Origin of the sequence: Campylobacter sp. Cr9 (genome assembly GCF_020138295.1) — a bacterium.
Lineage (GTDB): Bacteria > Campylobacterota > Campylobacteria > Campylobacterales > Campylobacteraceae > Campylobacter_E.
On sequence record NZ_JACGBH010000010.1, the window covers coordinates 20616 to 36876 of the forward strand.

The following is a 16261-nucleotide window of genomic DNA, read 5'->3' on the forward strand; positions in this document are numbered from 1 at the left end:
AACTAAAGAGCCTTAAGCTCTTTAGAACATTAATCCATCTTCTTCTTGCTGTTTTAAGATATCGTTTCTGCTAGCTTTTGGTAAAGGAGATTTGTCAGTATAAAACCAAGATTTACCATCTATTACTCTTTTACTTACACCTTTTGGAATATCAAAATTTCTTTTAATATTTGGATGTGCTGCTAAGTATTTTTGCATAAAGTATCTAAATACAGGAGCGGCAGTTCTAGCACCGCCTTCGTAATATTTCATAGGTTTATTATTATCATTTCCATACCAAGTAATTACTTGAATACTAGGAGTAAAGCCTACAAACCAAGCATCTACGCTTTTATTTGAAGTTCCTGTTTTACCTGCTATTTCAATTCCTGCAACTCTAGCACCGCCACCAGTTCCAGCTGCAACAACATTTTTCATCATATCTATCATTAAATAAGTTTGCTCAGGTTTTACAAACTCAACTGCTTCTTTAGTTTCTAGTTTAACTTCATTGCCAAATTTATCAGTTACTTTTGTAATTAGTTTAATAGGTTGCTTTGTTCCGTAGTTTGAAATAATGCTATAAAGCTCAGCATATTCATAAGGGCTAACTCCGAATGAGCCAAGACCTATCGATAAATCTTGTGGAACATTAGTAAAGCCGTATTTTGTGATTGTTTGATGAACATAGCTAAGGCTTGTATCTAATAAAAGGTTGATTGTAGCTAAGTTTCTACTCTTAGTTAATGCTTCTTTTAAAGTAATTAAACCATTAAAATCTCTTCCGTAGTTTTTAGGCTTCCATATCATTCTTTTACCTTGAGCATCACGAGTTTCAAAAACTCTTGCAATATCTGCTATTTCACTAGCAGGTGAGTAGCCAAGATTTAAAGCACTAAGATATACAAAAGGCTTAAAGCTTGAGCCAACTTGTCTATTACTCATAGTAGCGCGGTTAAAATTACTCTTATAATAATCAACCCCACCAACCAAAGCTAAAACATCTCCACTTTTTGGCTCAGTTACAATCATTGCACCATTTATTTGGTTTAAATCAATATCTTTATCTCTTTTAATAAGCTCATCGTAACCAAATTTAATAGCTTCTTCTGCGATTTTTTGAGTATCTAAATCAATACTAAGCTCAACCTTATATCCACCTGTTTTAATATCACTTATTCCCATTGCTTGAAGCTGTCTTATAGCTTCATCTACAACATAAGGAGCTTTATTTTGAGTTAAACTCTCATCATATACAATAGGTTTTAAGGCTACGTTTTGTTTATATTCAGCTTCGCTAATCCAACCTAAATCATACATTCTTTTAAGCACTGCATTAGCACGAGAAAGCGATAAATCTATTCTTTTTGTTGGATCATAAGTGCTTGGTGCTTTTGGTAAGCCTACTAGCATTGCCATTTCTTTAAGGCTTAATTCATCTAATTCTTTATGAAAATATCCAGCTGCAGCTGTTTTTATCCCATAATATCCGTGTCCTAAGAAGATAAAGTTTAGATATCTTTCTAAAATTTGCTCTTTTGTTAGGTTTTTTTCAATTTCATAGCTAATTAGTGCTTCATTTATTTTTCTTTTAATACTCTTTTCATTTGTTAGATAATGGTTTTTTACAAGCTGTTGAGTTAAGGTTGATGCACCTTCTGCTAAGCGACCTTTTTGAATATCTTTAATGATTGCTCTAAAAATCGCATCAATATTAATTCCTTCATGCTCAAAAAAGCTAGTATCTTCAATAGCAATTAACGCTTCAATAAGTCTTGGTGGAATTTCTTCAAATTTAGCATAAGCTCTATTTTCATTAAATACATTCGCAAGTAGATTGCCATTTCTATCATAAAATTGAGTTGTAAGGTCTAAATCAAATTCCTTATAATCAATATCTTTACTTTCTACTACATTTAGAAAATATCCTAAAATTAAGCAACCTATAATTCCACAAATAGCTATAAAATAAACAAAATATTTCAATAAAATCTCCTTAAATCATCGTGCTTATTAGCAAAGCAAATAATACACCTATACAAGAAATCAAAATGTTTAATGGTATGAAATAATAAACAATTAATGCAATTTTTTCGCTACATACTAATAATTTATTTTCTTTTTCTTTTTCACATAAAATAAATTGATAATAAATATATAATAAGTTTAGTGTAGCAAAAGCATAAAGCGACCATTGCGTAGAAGCTAAAGTGCTAAATAACGGGTCATTGCTATTGTTTATCATAACAAAAACAGCACTAAAAGCCATTATCGCCATTAAGATAAAAAAAGCATAGATTTGTTTTTTTAAATTTTTTAAAGTTTTTTGCAAATCTTCTTCGTTTTCACATAAATAAAAACTAGCATTTGCCCTAATGCCTATATGAAGACCTATAAAGCAAATGCCTGCTAATAAATGTATATATGGTAAAATTAAGCTATCAAGCCCTAGCATAAAGCCTTCTTAATCTCATCTTTTGCTAAAGCTAAAGCTTCGTTTAATTTGCTAGTATCTTTTGCACCTGCAGTAGCAAAATCATCTCTACCACCGCCGTTTCCACCTAAAAATTGTGCGATTTGTTTAGCTAAAGCACCAGCTTTAATATTTGTATTTTTTGAACCAACTGCTATGCTTGCTTTATCATCTTTGCCTGATATTAAAACAATCACAGCTTTATCAAATTTATTTTTAAACTCATCAATGTCTGCTTTAATATCAAAGCCATTAAATTCACTTACACAAACATTAACTCCGTTTATTACTTCATTATTTAAATTATTTGAGCCGTTTTTTAAAGCTTGTTTTAGTTCTTTAATTTCAGCTTTTAAACTCTCTACGCTTTTTAAAATATCATTAGTTTTTAGGCTTTTTTTAATGTTTTCAAATTCCGAAATTAAATTCTTTGTATATTCTTTAGCTGCTTTACTTGCTATTGCTTCAATTCTTCTAACACCTGCACTAACACCGCTTTCTTTAAGAATAATAAAATCTCCAATAACAGCTGTATTTTTAACGTGAGTTCCACCACAAAGTTCAATGCTATCTCCTAAGCTTAAAACCCTTACTTTATCGCCGTATTTTGTATCAAATAATGCCATTGCACCACATTTTTTAGCACTTTCAATATCAGTTATTTGTATTTTTGCATCATCAGCTTTATAAATCATATCATTTACAATATCACTAATTTGCTTTAATTCATCTTCGCTTAATGCACGAGTGAAGTTAAAGTCAAATCTAAGTCTATTAAAATCTACAAATGAACCTGCTTGAGTTGCATTTTCGCCTAAAACTTTTCTTAATGCATAATGCAATAAGTGAGTAGCACTGTGATGTCTTGCAATCTCTGCTCTTCTTTCGGTATCAATCTTGATTATTAATTCATCATTTATATTAAACTCGCCAACAATTTCAACTAAAGCTAAATTAATATCAAAAAACTTTTCAACCTGAAGTACATTTGCCACTAATTTATCATTTTTATAAATGCTACCTAAATCGTAATTTTGTCCACCACTTGTAGCATATAACGGAGTTTTATCAAACATTAACCAAGCTTTTTTACTCTTAATTCCTATTTTAAATTCTTCATCTAAAGCAGCTAATAATTTTGCTTTAATTTCAGTATTTTCATAGCCAACAAACTCATTTACCCCAAACTTATCTAAAAGCTCTTTAAAATCTCCGTGAGTTGCTTTATCTCCACTACCTTTCCAGTTTGCTTTAGCTAATTCTCTTTGTTTTGCCATTAATTCATTAAATTTTTCTTCATCAATTTTAAGATTTTTTTCTCTTAGCATATCAAGAGTTAAATCAAGCGGAAAACCATAAGTATCATATAATTTAAATGCTACTTCACCACTAAAAATATCTTTTGTATTTTTAAGCTCTTCATTAAATATATTCATTCCATTTTCAATTGTGTTTAAAAATCTTTCTTCTTCGCTTAATAATTGTTCTTTTACGAAAGATTTTTTCTCATTTAAATATGTGTAGTGATTACCCATTAATTCACATACAACATCTACTAATTTATACATAAATGCACTCTTAAAGCCAAGCAAATATCCATGTCTTAAAGCTCTTCTTACAATGCGGCGTAAAACGTAGCCCCTTCCTTCTTTATCAAAAGTTACACCTTGAGCTAATAAAAATGTAGCTGAACGAATATGATCAGCAATTACTCTAAAACTTGCACCACTTTTATACTCATAAGTCTTATTAGCAAGTTTTGCAATTTCATTGATTATTGGCATAAATAATGAGCTATCAAAATTACTAAATTTTCCTTCTTTAATAGCGCTCACACGCTCAAGCCCCATACCTGTATCAATGCTAGGTTTTGGTAGTTTTGTCATGCTTCCATCTGGGTGTTTTTCAAATTGCATAAAAACTAAGTTCCAAATCTCAAGGAATCTATCTCCATCTCCACCCATATAATCTTCATCGCTTTTAAAATTTTCTTCGCCTTGATCGTAAAAAATCTCACTACATGGACCACATGGACCAGTATCGCCCATTTGCCAGAAATTATCTTTATCTCCAAATTTATAAATACGCTCTTTTGCTATATGTTTTTGCCACATATTATATGCTTCATCATCGTTTTCATGAACTGTTACATAAAGTCTATCTTTAGGTAATTTTATAACTTCAGTTACAAACTCCCATGCATATGCTATAGCTTGTTCTTTAAAATAATCACCAAAGCTAAAATTTCCTAACATTTCAAAAAATGTATGGTGTCTTGCAGTATAACCAACATTATCTAAGTCATTGTGTTTTCCACCTGCACGAATACAAGTTTGACAGCTTGTTTTTCTAGGTGGACAAGGGCTCGGCACTTCACCTGTAAAAATACTTTTAAACGGAACCATACCTGCGTTTGCAAAAAGCAATGTTGCATCATCAGGAACAAGTGGGCTTGATGGGGTTATCTCATGACCTTTACTTGCAAAAAAATCCAAATACTCTTTTCTTATATCCATTTTATATCCTTATAAATTTTCTTAAATCATATCAATTTTTTTTAACTTATTGAATATTGCTTAACATTTTTTCATAAGTTTCTTCATTGTTTTTGCTTGTTTTAAAAACTAAAGATGTAATTATTATAAAAATACTTGCAATTAAAAATGCAGGTATAATTGAATAAAGCTCAAAAATACCACCAAAATCTTTTAGATTTTCCCATATTAAAACACAAATAGCTCCAGAGCTCATTCCGCTAATTGCACCAATTTTTGAAGTTTTTTTCCAAAATAAAGCAAATAAAATAACACTACCAAATGAAGCGCCAAACCCAGCCCAAGCATGAGCTACAATATCAATTATGCTTGAGTTTTTATCAAATGATATTAAAAGTGCAATAAAAGAAATTGCTAAAACGCTAAGTTTTGATAAAAACATAATCTTTTCATTACTTGCTTTTCTTTTTAAAACTTTTTTATAAAAATCTTCAACAATAGCAGAGCTTGATACTAAAAGCTGAGAACTAGCAGTGCTCATAATAGCAGCAAGTATTGCACTAAGTAAAACTCCTGCTACCCAAGGATTAAATAATATTTGGCTCATTAGAATAAAAATTCTATCTTTATCCATTAAGTTTAATTTAAACTCATCTAAATAAGCAATACCTAAAAACCCTATCATAATAGCTGCAAATAACGATATAACCATCCAAGAAATACCAACGAGTGTTGCTACTGGAATATCTTTAATATCTCTTATAGAAATAAATCTTATTAGAATATGAGGTTGTCCAAAATACCCTAAACCCCAAGCTAAAGATGAGATTATAAACATTGTATTTTGGCTCATTGAAATATAGTTTTTATTATTGTTTGTTCCTACTTTTTCAATAATTTCTATTGTATTATTTACTCCACCTAATGCTTTAAGCATAACAACAGCAATAATTACTAAAGCTAGCATCATAAGTAAGCCTTGAATTAAATCAGTCCAACAAACTGCTTTATATCCACCTAAAAAAGTATAAGTTACTATTATAAAAGTTATTATAAAAAGCCCATAAAAATAATTTATATTAAATACTTCTTCAAATAATTTAGCACCAGCCACAAAGCCACTTGAAATATATATAGTAAAAAATATAAGTATTACAAAGGCACAAATTATTCTTAATATTCCACTTTTATCATCAAATCTAGTTTCAAAAAAATCAGGAATAGTTATACAATTTTGTTTAATATCAGTATAAATTCTAAGTCTTTTTGCTACAAATAGCCAGTTTAATAAAGCTCCTATGCTAAGTCCTATTGCTATATATGATTTTGCTAATCCGTCAAGCAAAATAGCAGCAGGTAAGCCCATAAGCAGCCAAGAACTCATATCAGATGCACCTGCACTAAGAGCTGATAAGACAGGACCTAAGCTTTTGTTTCCTACAAAATAATCGCTAGAAGTTTTGTTTTTTCTTCTAAAATAAACGCCAATTCCTATCATAAGCAAGCTATAAGCAATAAAATCAATTATGATAGGCAAACTAAGTTCAATATTTTCTAAATTACTCATTATTTTCCTTTTGCAAAAGTTTTAATATATAAAAAAATTTTTAAAAATCATTTAAAACAAAAATTTAATTTTTAAAAGCTTATTTTACTTACAATTTAAGTTATCTAAATACAATTAGCCTTTTATTTTTTAAGGACAACATATGTTAGCATTCTGTGATTTAAAATCTCAATATTTAAAATACAAAAACGAAATTGATGAAAGAATTCAAAATATATTAAATAATTCAAGTTTTATAGGTGGGGCTGAAGTTGCTTTATTAGAAGAAAACTTAGCTAATTTTGTAAAATCAAAATACGCATATTCATGCTCAAATGGAACAAGCGCTTTATATATAGCTTTAAAAGCTTTAGGTATTAAAGAAGGCGATGAGATAATTACTAGCCCATTTACATTTATTGCAAGCTCTGAAATGATAGCTTTAATAGGTGCTAAGCCTGTTTTTGTTGATATTAGTGATATTGATTATAACCTTGATATTAGCAAAATTGAAGAAAAGATTAGTCCTAAAACTAAAGCTATTTTAGCTATTTCTATCTTTGGTCAAATGCCTGATTTAAATTCTTTGAAAAAGATATGTAAAAAACATAATCTTTATTTAATAGAAGATGCAGCACAAAGCTTTGGGGCTAAAAATGATTTAGAAGAGTTTTCTTGTAATATTGCTGATATTAGCACAACTAGTTTTTTCCCATCAAAACCACTAGGCTGTTATGGTGATGGCGGTGCTATTTTTACTAATAATGATGAATTAGCTAAAAAAGTAAAATTACTTATAAATCATGGAAGTGAAATAAGATATCAGCATGAAATTATAGGCTTAAATGCAAGACTTGATGCAATTCAAGCTGCAGTATTGAATGTAAAATTAAAGTATTTTGATGAAGAAATTACAAAAAGAGTTAATTTAGCAAATACTTATAGTAAAAATCTAAAAAACTGCATTACTCCACAAGTAAAGGCTAATTATTTAAGCGTTTGGGCCCAATATAGCGTAAGGGTTAAAAATAGAGATTTAGTGATTAAAAAGCTAAATGAAAATGGCATTCCAACAGCTATTCATTATCCTATCGCTCTTTATAAACAACCTTGTTTTAAATATTTAGAATATAATGAAAAAGATTTTAAAGTTTGCGAAGATGTAACTAATGAGATTTTATCATTGCCATTTTCGGCATTTTTAGATATAAAGGATCAAGAAAGGGTAATTGAAATTTTTAATAAAGGAGAATAAATGAGAAAATTAGACCAAGTAGGCTCATTCTTAAGACCTGCGAAATTAAAGGCTGCAAGAAGCGATTTAGCAAATGGAAAAATAAGTCAAGAAGAACTTAGAGTTATTGAAGATGAGTGTATTAAAGAATTACTACTTGAGTGTGATAAAAATAATGTTTATTATTTAAGCGATGGAGAATTTAGACGCTCTTGGTGGCATTTAGACTTTTATTGGGGATTTAGTGGGGTTATTAAGATTATTAAAGAAAAAGGCTATGTATTTAAAGGTATTGAAACAAGAGCTGAAGGCGTAAAAATAGTTGGCAAAATTGAGTGTAAAAATCATCCTTTTATAAAAGATTTTGCAAGATTAGTGCAGATTGCAAAAGAGCTAAATATAGACACAAATCGTTTAAAACTTACAATTCCAAGCCCAGCAATGTTTATTTATATGCTATTTATTAGGGGTGGATTTAATGTGGAATTTGAATATTATGGCAAAGATTATGCAAGGCTTAAAGCTGATATTTTAAAAGCTTACGAAGATTTTTATAATGAATTTAGCAAAGTAGGTGGGGTTTATTTACAGCTTGATGATGTTAGCTTTGGTTCGTTTTGTGATAATGATTTTAGAGCAAATTTAGAAAAAAATGGTCTAAACGCAGATGAATGCACTAAAGAATATGTAGAGTATTTAAACAAAAGCCTAGAAACTATGCCAAAAAATATTACAACAGCAATTCATATTTGTAGGGGAAATTACAGAAGCCATTTTAGTGCAAGTGGTGGATATATTAAAGTAGCAAAAGAATTATTTGCAAAGCTTAATATAGATAAGTTTTTCTTAGAATTTGATAGCGATAGAGCTGGTGGATTTGAACCTTTAGAATATATTAAAAATCAAAGAGTAGTTATAGGACTTTTAACTACGAAAGTAAAAGAAAGTCCTAGTTTAGATGAGTTGGTATCAAGAGCATTTGAAGCTAAAAAATATCTAAAATCTTCTCAGATTGAGTTTAGCACACAATGTGGCTTTAGCTCTACCGAAGAAGGAAATGAAATTGATATGGCAACTCAATGGGAAAAGATTAATTTATTAAATAAATTAAATGAAACTTTAGAAAATCAAGGATTTTAATGAATATAGCACTAATTGGGCTTGGTGTAATGGGGAAAAACCATTATACCGAGCTTAGAAAAAAAGATATAAATTTATTTTGTTATGATGTGATAAAGCCTGAATGGATAGAAGATGAGCTTTATTTTTCTAACTTAGATGAATTATTAAGCAATAAAATTGATGGAGCTATTATTGTAGTTCCTACTAAATATCATTATGAAGTATTTTTAAAATTAAGCGAAAAAGTAAAATATATATTAATAGAAAAGCCACTTAGCTTTAATTTAGATGAAGCTTACGCAATTAAGCAAAGTGGAGTAAATGTTGCTGTTGGTTTTTGTGAAAGATTTAATCCTGTTAGCTTGGAGTTCTTAAAACAAAGTCAAGGTGAAGAGATAAAATATGCAAGTTTTATAAGAGCATCTAAAAAACCAGCAAGAATTAGTGATGTTGGGGTTGATTTAGACCTTTGCGTTCATGATATTGATTTGGCTAATTTTTTTGGAATTAAAGCTGAGTTTAATATAAGCAAGATTAATAATCCTTGCACGCAAATTAAACTTAATTCTAATAATCTTGATATTTTAGCTTCATGGGAGTTTAATAGTAGAATTAGAAAAGCATTTATTAATACAAATATTTCAAGCTATGAGCTAGACTTTTTAAACTCAAGATTGATTAAAGATGAAGTTGTAATGGAACTTAAAAGCCATTCAAGTTTATCAAGAGAGCAAGATGAATTTATTAACTACATAAAAACAAATAATTTAGGATATTTAGCAAGCGTAGATGATGCTATTTATACTCAACAAATTTTATAATTCCTATTTCAAATTCTTTAAGAATTTGAAATAGGAATTTGATTATTTTGTTTTGTCTTTATGAGAAAATAAAAGTGCTTTATAATCGTCTTTTAAAAAGTCTATATTATAGCTTAAAAACATTTCGTGCAATTGCTTGCAAGCTCTAGGTAATTTCTTAGGATTGAAAGCTGGTTGAATATATAATTCATCTTTTACAAACATAAGTATAAAGCAAGGTTTGTTATCACTTGAATTAAATTCGTAATAATGAGTATGTTTATTACCCACATTAGTCATTTTTGAGATGTTTATACCTTCATCATCTTTAAAATAACTACCTTTACTTACATAATAAGTATTTAAATCATTTATTAAGGTTTTAAAATTATTAACTTGAGCTACATTGTGTGCATCATCTCTAATGCTACTTATTTTATAAATCACAACCGAAGCAAGTATTGCGATTATAATAATTACAAAAATTAGCTCAATTATGGTAAAAGCTTTTTTCAAGCCCTTACCTTATCTAAAACACCATTTATAAGTTTTGGTGCGTTATCGCTTGCATATTCTTTTGCAAGTTCTATTGCTTCATTTATAATTACTGCTTTATCTGTTTTTGTAAATAATAATTCATAAACCCCAAGTCTTAATATGGCTTTTTCCATACCACCTAGATTATTTACTTCGTTGCTTTCTAAAATACCTTTTAAGCATTCATCAATTTTGCTTAAATTATTTTGAACTCCATTAAATAATTCTAACGCCCATTCACGGATTGCATTTCTAATTTTATGCTCTTCTAGATAATCATTCACATGTTCGCTATTTTGAACATAATCAAACGAATAAAGCAAACTTACAACGGTCATTCTAGCTTGATGTCTAGTTGCCATTTTGAACTCTTTTTAAGTTTAGCATTTCAATAGTAGTTACCATTGCTTCATAGCCTTTATTTCCACTTTTAATTCCTGCTCTATCCATAGCTTGTTCTGTCGTATTAGTGGTAAGCACACCAAAACTAATAGGAGTATCATTTGCTAGAGTAATTGCTGCGACTCCTTTAGTGCATTCTGCTGCTACATAGTCAAAATGAGGTGTATCTCCACGAATAACAGCACCAAGAACAACTATTCCATCATATCCTTGTTTAACAGTTTGTTTTAATGCAAAAGGTAGTTCAAATGCACCAGGAACAAGTATTAAATCAAGTTTGCTCTCATCCCCACCAAAACGAACAAAAGCATCTTTTGCACCTTCAACTAATTTATCAGTAATAAAACTATTAAATCTAGCATTTATAATTGCAAATCTTTCATTGCCATTTAATTTTAATTTTCCTTCAATAATATTCATAATTATCCTTTATTTAGTATTTTTAATAATAAATTAACCTTTGCTTCAAGCTCATCAGTTGCTATCATATTAGGTCCATCACATAAAGCTTCTTTTGGATTATAGTGTGTTTCAAAGAAAAATCCATCAACACCAACCCCAGCAGCAGCACGAGCAAGTGGCATTACAAAAGAGCTATCTCCACCGCTTTTTCCACCTGCAGCTCCAGGCATTTGAACGCTATGAGTTGCGTCAAAAATAACAGGTGCGAAATTTCTCATAATTTTAAGCGATCTCATATCAACAACTAAATTGCCATATCCTAGACTAGTGCCTCTTTCAACCACTAAAATACTAGCTTCTCTTGCCATTTGATGAGCAAGTGAGAAATCACTATCAGCTAAATCATTATAAACTCTTTCACCTAAATCAGAGCTTGCAAAAAAGCTTTCATCATTAGTTGTATAGTTAAATCCTCTAGTTTGTGCAATCTTAGCAACACTATATCTCATATCGTTTGGATTTAAGAATTGTCCTTTTTTAATATTAATAATAGCTTTTGTTTTCGCAGCTGCAACTAATAAATCCGTTTGCCTACATAAAAACGCAGGAATTTGAAGTGTATCAACAACCTCGGCTGCAATGCTAGCTTGATGACTTTCGTGAATATCAGTTATTAATTTATAACCAAATTTAGATTTTACATCAGCTAAAATTTGCAAACCTTTTTCAAGTCCAGGTCCTCTAAAACTATCTAAACTTGTGCGATTTGCTTTATCAAAACTTGATTTAAAATAAAAATCAATTTGTGGATTTTTAGCTATTTTTTCTAATCTTTTTGCCACTTCCATAACAACTTCAGGACTTTCAATAACGCAAGGTCCTGCAAATAATATAATTTTTCTCATTTTTTATTATCCTTACTTAAGCTTATTCCTATACCGCCTATTAAAACGCAGATTATACCCGCTAAAACCATTAAACTTGGTAAATCATCTCCTAAAAGTATCCCTAGTAATAATGTAAAGACAACATCAATATAACCAACCCCTGCTACAACCCCTGCTTTTTTAGCTGCTTTATAGGCTTTTGTAACATATATTTGATATACAATTGAAAGACTTCCCATTAAAATTATCAATATCCATAATTTAAAATCATTTGGCATTACAAATTTTGCAAAAGCAAAATCAAAATGCTTAATCAAATCAGGATCTAAATATTCTCCACCAAGCATTGATATTATAGGTAAAATAGTTCCTAATATAAAAAAACTCGACGCTATAACTTCGGTATTATAATATTTTCCAAGTTCTCTTGCACTTGTAAGAGCTAGAGCTGCTGTAAGACCACTTAAAACTCCTAAAATTGAGTTCTTTATATCAAAACCAGTATGCAAGTGTTCTGGTGCTAGTGGCTGAATTATTAACATAACCCCACTAAAAGCTAAAAATAAATATAAAATACTTTTAATTCCTAGTTGCTCTTTAAAAAACAAAAACGCAATTAGTGCAACAAATAAAGGATTTGTTTTTTGAAAAGCAAAAGCTCCACCTAAAGAAATGTTTGCAACATTATAAAAGAAAAAATATAAAGAGATTGTTCCGATAAGACCACGAAAAAACAATAAAAAAAACTTGCCACCTGATTTTTTATGTGGAATTTTATAAATTAAATAAGCGATAAAAATTACTCCGATTACATTTCTAAAAAACATAATCTCAACACTAGGCATATCGTTTGCAAGTAGTTTTGCACTGCACCCCATGAGTGCAAATGCAAAACTAGCAATTACCATAAAATAAATCCCAAGATTTTTTCTGATAATTTTTTTAATTTTTTTCATTTAATTATCATAAAACCTTAGTTGCTGGAATTATATAAGGCATAAAGTATGCTATAAAGCTTACCCAAAGACCTATTAAAATAATCATAGCAATTGAGTATTTAATTGTATATTTAAATAACTCACTTTCGCGTCCAACAAGTCCAACAGCAGCGCAAGCAACTGCAATACTTTGTGGAGAAATCATTTTACCAACAACACCACCAGCACTATTTGCCGCTAAGAATAATGAATCAGCAAAACCTAATTGATGAGCTGTAACTTGCTGTAATGAACCAAATAAAAGGTTTGCACTTGTATCAGAACCTGTTAAGAACACTCCAATCCATCCGATAATAGGCGAGAAGAATGTAAATGCTCCACCAGTTTGTGATAATGCAATTCCTAATGTTCCACTTGCTCCACTATAATCAGTAATTTTTGCAAAACCTACAACTAAACCAATAGTTAAAATAGGGAAAGCCATTTCTCTTAAAGTATCGTTAAAGCAAACTTTAGCATCATCAACTTTTACTTTTAGAATATAAATACTTGCAATTGCAGCAAATAAAATAGCTGTTCCTGGAGTATTAATTAATGGAATTCCTACGCTAAGTGCTTGAGTTCCTGCTTTACCACCTTCAACCAGTGATGGTTTAATTACTGCTAAATCACCTAAACTAGCAAATGATAATTTTAGGTTTGTAAATGCTAAAGCTGCATCAGTTCCAAATAAAGATTTAAACCAAGGTTGTGTCCAAACAACAATGAAGATAATTAATAAAATAAATGGAGACCAAGCATAAACAACTTCGCCTAAGCTAAGAGTTTTTACATCACTAAAATCAGTTTTACCATCAAATCTTACAATATTTTTAATTTTAAATGCTTTTACAGCAACAGTTGTACATACTAATGAAACAACAGCTGAAATAATATCAGGTAATTCTGCACCTAAAAAGTTTGATGAGAAAAATTGAGCTATTGCAAAAGATGCTGCTGCAACGAATACGATAGGGAAAGTCTCACGAATACCTTTCATGCCATCCATTAAGAATATTATAAAGAATGGAACACAAAAACTAAGTGGAGGTAATATTCTTCCTACCATTTGAGAAATTGGATGAGGATCAAGCCCTAAAGCACCTGCCATAGCAAGAATTGGAACCCCAATAGCACCAAAAGCAACAGGTGCAGTGTTTGCTATCATACAATATCCAGCAGCTTGTAAAGGTCTTAGTCCAAGTCCTACTAGTAGTGCTGCAGTAATTGCAACAGGGCCACCAAAACCAATAGCACCTTCAAGGAATGCTCCAAAACAAAATCCAATGATGATTACTTGGATACGATGATCTGGAGTTATTGTCATAATGCTTTGCTTAATTACTTCAAATTGTCCTGATTTAATAGATAATTTGTAAAGAAAAATAGCTGCAATAATAATCCAAGCAATAGGCCAAATACCAGTAGTAAATCCTACTATAATACTAGCAAATGCTGCATTTACAGGCATTTTGTATGCAAAAACAGCTACTAAAATAGCTGCAACAACGGTTAAAAATCCTGCTACATAACCTTTTGTCTTAAATACGACAAGACAAAGGAAGAAGCATAATATTGGTAAGAATGCAACAAAAGCACTTAACCAAATATTACCTAATGGATTAAAGTTAGGTGTAAATTCCATGTTTTTCCTTTCAATAAAGTTTTAAGGTATTTTAAAATAAAAGGCTTAATTTAGCACAGAATAATAAAATACATAGGTAAAAAAGTAATTAAATTTAAAACTTGTTACAATTTGTAACAAATTAACTTATAAGTTTTTTTTGTTAAAATATTTTAGTAATTATTTTTTTGAAAGGTTATTTTATGAGAGGTTATACTATTTTTTCAGGCTCTGCTAATCTTGATTTTGCAAATAAAGTTGCTCAAAGATTAGATTGCAGATTAAGTGATGCAGGGATTAAACGCTTTAGCGATGGCGAAATTAGCGTTCAAATAGGAGAAAGTGTTCGTGGTAAAGATGTTTTTATTATCCAAAGCACTTGTGCTCCTGCAAATGATAATTTGATGGAATTATTAATTTTAAGCGATGCTTTAAAAAGAAGCTCAGCTAATTCAATTACAGCTGTGGTTCCATATTTTGGATATGCTAGACAAGATAGAAAAGCAGCTCCAAGAGTTCCAATTAGTGCAAAATTAGTTGCTGATTTAATGCAAACTGCAGGAATTAGTCGTGTAGCTACAATTGATTTACATGCAGGACAAATTCAAGGATTTTTTAATATTCCTGTTGATAATCTTTATGGAAGTATTATTTTTAACGAACACTTAAGACAAAGAGATTTAAGTAAAGCCGTAGTAGCAAGCCCTGATACAGGTGGAATTGTTCGTGCAAGAAGTGTTGCAAAAGCACTTGATTTAGATTTAGTTATCGTTGATAAACGCCGTGAAAAAGCAAATGAAAGCGAAGTTATGAACGTAATTGGTGATGTTAATGGTAAAGATGTAATTATTGTTGATGATATGATTGATACTGCTGGAACTATTGTTAAAGCTGCAGAAGTATTTAAGAAATTAGGGGCAAAAAGTGTAATTGCTTGCTGTACTCATCCAGTTTTAAGTGGAGCTGCATACGATAGAATAGAAAATGGTGCTTTAGATGAATTAATAGTAACTGATACAATACCACTTGCAAAAGAATGCAAAAAAATAACAATTTTAAGCGTTGCACCATTGTTTGGAGAAGTAATTCGCCGTGTTTATCATAATGAAAGCGTGAATGGATTATTTTCATAATTCCTATTTCAAATTCTTACACAAAAGCACCGAGTAATTTTCGGTGCTTAAAAGTTAATATATGCTATGTTATAACTGCTCAAAGCCAACATTTAAAATATTTTGTTCTAAATGCGAAAAAGATTTTAAACAACTTGAATGTAAAAGAAGAATTTTAGATGATGGATTAGAAGTTATAAGTTTTTATAAATATTCAAAAATTAAAAATCTTTTAAGTCATAAACACTATATAAGTGGATATTTTATTTTAAATAAATTAGCTTCATATTCTTATAAAAGATTTAGGTTTAAAAACGAATTAGCTTATGCGATAGGTTTAGATGATGATATAAAAGAAGGCTATTCACATACAGCGATTTTGTTAAAAAATATGAAAGCAAATAATATTATCCCTTGTTATAACGTGATTAAAGCTAAAAACAAGGTGATTTATAAAGGTAAAAGCCTTGCTTTTAGAAAGAAAAATAAAAGAAATTTTGAATTATTAAAAAATATTGATAAACCTGTGATTTTAGTAGATGATATTATTACAACAGGTGAGACTTTAAAACAAGCTCACGCAGTGCTTAAAAAAGCAAAAATAAATGTTCTTTTTGCCGTTGTATTAGCCGATGCGAAAGTTTAGTTTGCTAGTATAAAAAAATCTTTAA

15 protein-coding genes are annotated in these 16261 nt (G+C 29.9%); 5 read left to right on the plus strand and 10 right to left on the minus strand.

Translation table 11 applies throughout. From position 1 onward, the window contains the following. Nucleotides 1–21: 21 nt before the first annotated feature. Genes AVANS14531_RS06055 through putP form a run of 4 tightly spaced genes read right to left on the minus strand, consistent with a single transcriptional unit; the run spans nucleotide 22 to nucleotide 6514 of the window. Nucleotides 22–1971 (minus strand): penicillin-binding protein 1A, encoded by a 1950-nt coding sequence (locus AVANS14531_RS06055; protein ID WP_442862403.1) that lies wholly within the window; start codon nucleotides 1969–1971, stop codon nucleotides 22–24. Between the two features lie 4 nt (nucleotides 1972–1975). Then, nucleotides 1976–2434: a hypothetical protein gene (locus AVANS14531_RS06060; protein WP_239816960.1), complete on the minus strand. Its 459-nt coding sequence runs from the start codon at nucleotides 2432–2434 to the stop codon at nucleotides 1976–1978. Beyond that, nucleotides 2428–4968: an alanine--tRNA ligase gene (alaS, locus tag AVANS14531_RS06065; protein WP_336611697.1), complete on the minus strand. Its 2541-nt coding sequence runs from the start codon at nucleotides 4966–4968 to the stop codon at nucleotides 2428–2430. The genes AVANS14531_RS06060 and alaS overlap by 7 nt, the downstream gene beginning before the upstream one ends. A 46-nt stretch (nucleotides 4969–5014) precedes the next feature. Next, nucleotides 5015–6514 (minus strand): sodium/proline symporter PutP, encoded by a 1500-nt coding sequence (putP, locus tag AVANS14531_RS06070; protein WP_336611698.1) that lies wholly within the window; start codon nucleotides 6512–6514, stop codon nucleotides 5015–5017. 142 nt (nucleotides 6515–6656) lie between these two features. On the opposite strand from putP, the gene AVANS14531_RS06075 reads away from it, so the two are divergent. The 3 genes from AVANS14531_RS06075 to AVANS14531_RS06085 are packed head-to-tail and all read left to right on the plus strand — an operon-like array spanning nucleotide 6657 to nucleotide 9670. Further along, a complete protein-coding gene (locus AVANS14531_RS06075) occupies nucleotides 6657–7748 on the plus strand; it encodes a DegT/DnrJ/EryC1/StrS family aminotransferase (protein ID WP_336611699.1) in 1092 nt (363 codons plus the stop codon). Next, the gene (locus AVANS14531_RS06080) at nucleotides 7749–8867 is read left to right on the plus strand and encodes a 5-methyltetrahydropteroyltriglutamate--homocysteine S-methyltransferase (protein WP_336611700.1); all 1119 of its coding nucleotides are present in this window, start codon (nucleotides 7749–7751) and stop codon (nucleotides 8865–8867) included. Next, nucleotides 8867–9670 (plus strand): Gfo/Idh/MocA family protein, encoded by an 804-nt coding sequence (locus AVANS14531_RS06085; protein ID WP_336611701.1) that lies wholly within the window; start codon nucleotides 8867–8869, stop codon nucleotides 9668–9670. Before AVANS14531_RS06080 ends, AVANS14531_RS06085 begins: the two co-directional genes overlap by 1 nt. A gap of 42 nt (nucleotides 9671–9712) precedes the next feature. On the opposite strand, the gene AVANS14531_RS06090 is transcribed toward AVANS14531_RS06085, so the two are convergent. Genes AVANS14531_RS06090 through AVANS14531_RS06115 form a run of 6 tightly spaced genes read right to left on the minus strand, consistent with a single transcriptional unit; the run spans nucleotide 9713 to nucleotide 14499 of the window. Further along, complete coding sequence (locus tag AVANS14531_RS06090) at nucleotides 9713–10165, minus strand: prepilin-type N-terminal cleavage/methylation domain-containing protein (RefSeq protein WP_336611702.1); 453 nt, start codon at nucleotides 10163–10165, stop codon at nucleotides 9713–9715. Beyond that, nucleotides 10162–10548 (minus strand): transcription antitermination factor NusB, encoded by a 387-nt coding sequence (gene nusB / locus AVANS14531_RS06095; protein ID WP_239816953.1) that lies wholly within the window; start codon nucleotides 10546–10548, stop codon nucleotides 10162–10164. Before nusB ends, AVANS14531_RS06090 begins: the two co-directional genes overlap by 4 nt. Next, entirely contained in the window at nucleotides 10538–11008 is a 471-nt protein-coding gene (ribH, locus tag AVANS14531_RS06100) for a 6,7-dimethyl-8-ribityllumazine synthase (RefSeq protein WP_336611703.1), read from the minus strand. Before ribH ends, nusB begins: the two co-directional genes overlap by 11 nt. A 2-nt stretch (nucleotides 11009–11010) precedes the next feature. Continuing rightward, entirely contained in the window at nucleotides 11011–11895 is an 885-nt protein-coding gene (gene kdsA, locus AVANS14531_RS06105; protein ID WP_336611704.1) for a 3-deoxy-8-phosphooctulonate synthase, read from the minus strand. After that, nucleotides 11892–12824 carry a DMT family transporter gene (locus AVANS14531_RS06110; protein ID WP_336611736.1) on the minus strand — a complete coding sequence of 311 codons (933 nt, stop codon included), beginning with the start codon at nucleotides 12822–12824 and terminating at the stop codon, nucleotides 11892–11894. The genes kdsA and AVANS14531_RS06110 overlap by 4 nt, the downstream gene beginning before the upstream one ends. A 16-nt stretch (nucleotides 12825–12840) precedes the next feature. After that, the gene (locus tag AVANS14531_RS06115; protein WP_336611705.1) at nucleotides 12841–14499 is read right to left on the minus strand and encodes a lactate permease LctP family transporter; all 1659 of its coding nucleotides are present in this window, start codon (nucleotides 14497–14499) and stop codon (nucleotides 12841–12843) included. 182 nt (nucleotides 14500–14681) lie between these two features. Between AVANS14531_RS06115 and AVANS14531_RS06120 the strand changes: the two genes are divergently transcribed. Together AVANS14531_RS06120 and AVANS14531_RS06125 are read left to right on the plus strand one after the other, a co-directional pair. After that, nucleotides 14682–15611, plus strand: coding sequence for a ribose-phosphate pyrophosphokinase (locus AVANS14531_RS06120; RefSeq protein WP_336611706.1), 930 nt, complete (start codon nucleotides 14682–14684; stop codon nucleotides 15609–15611). A gap of 61 nt (nucleotides 15612–15672) precedes the next feature. Further along, nucleotides 15673–16236 (plus strand): phosphoribosyltransferase family protein, encoded by a 564-nt coding sequence (locus tag AVANS14531_RS06125; protein WP_336611707.1) that lies wholly within the window; start codon nucleotides 15673–15675, stop codon nucleotides 16234–16236. The last annotated feature ends 25 nt before the right edge of the window (nucleotides 16237–16261 follow it).

Coding starts and splice junctions, on each gene's coding strand:
- ribH (WP_336611703.1), bottom strand. CDS start 11,008: ATGAATATTATTGAAGGAAAATTAAAATTAAATGGCAATGAAAGATTT.
- AVANS14531_RS06115 (WP_336611705.1), bottom strand. CDS start 14,499: ATGGAATTTACACCTAACTTTAATCCATTAGGTAATATTTGGTTAAGT.
- AVANS14531_RS06075 (WP_336611699.1), top strand. CDS start 6,657: ATGTTAGCATTCTGTGATTTAAAATCTCAATATTTAAAATACAAAAAC.
- kdsA (WP_336611704.1), bottom strand. CDS start 11,895: ATGAGAAAAATTATATTATTTGCAGGACCTTGCGTTATTGAAAGTCCT.
- alaS (WP_336611697.1), bottom strand. CDS start 4,968: ATGGATATAAGAAAAGAGTATTTGGATTTTTTTGCAAGTAAAGGTCAT.
- nusB (WP_239816953.1), bottom strand. CDS start 10,548: ATGGCAACTAGACATCAAGCTAGAATGACCGTTGTAAGTTTGCTTTAT.
- AVANS14531_RS06060 (WP_239816960.1), bottom strand. CDS start 2,434: ATGCTAGGGCTTGATAGCTTAATTTTACCATATATACATTTATTAGCA.
- AVANS14531_RS06085 (WP_336611701.1), top strand. CDS start 8,867: ATGAATATAGCACTAATTGGGCTTGGTGTAATGGGGAAAAACCATTAT.
- AVANS14531_RS06080 (WP_336611700.1), top strand. CDS start 7,749: ATGAGAAAATTAGACCAAGTAGGCTCATTCTTAAGACCTGCGAAATTA.
- putP (WP_336611698.1), bottom strand. CDS start 6,514: ATGAGTAATTTAGAAAATATTGAACTTAGTTTGCCTATCATAATTGAT.
- AVANS14531_RS06120 (WP_336611706.1), top strand. CDS start 14,682: ATGAGAGGTTATACTATTTTTTCAGGCTCTGCTAATCTTGATTTTGCA.
- AVANS14531_RS06125 (WP_336611707.1), top strand. CDS start 15,673: ATGCTATGTTATAACTGCTCAAAGCCAACATTTAAAATATTTTGTTCT.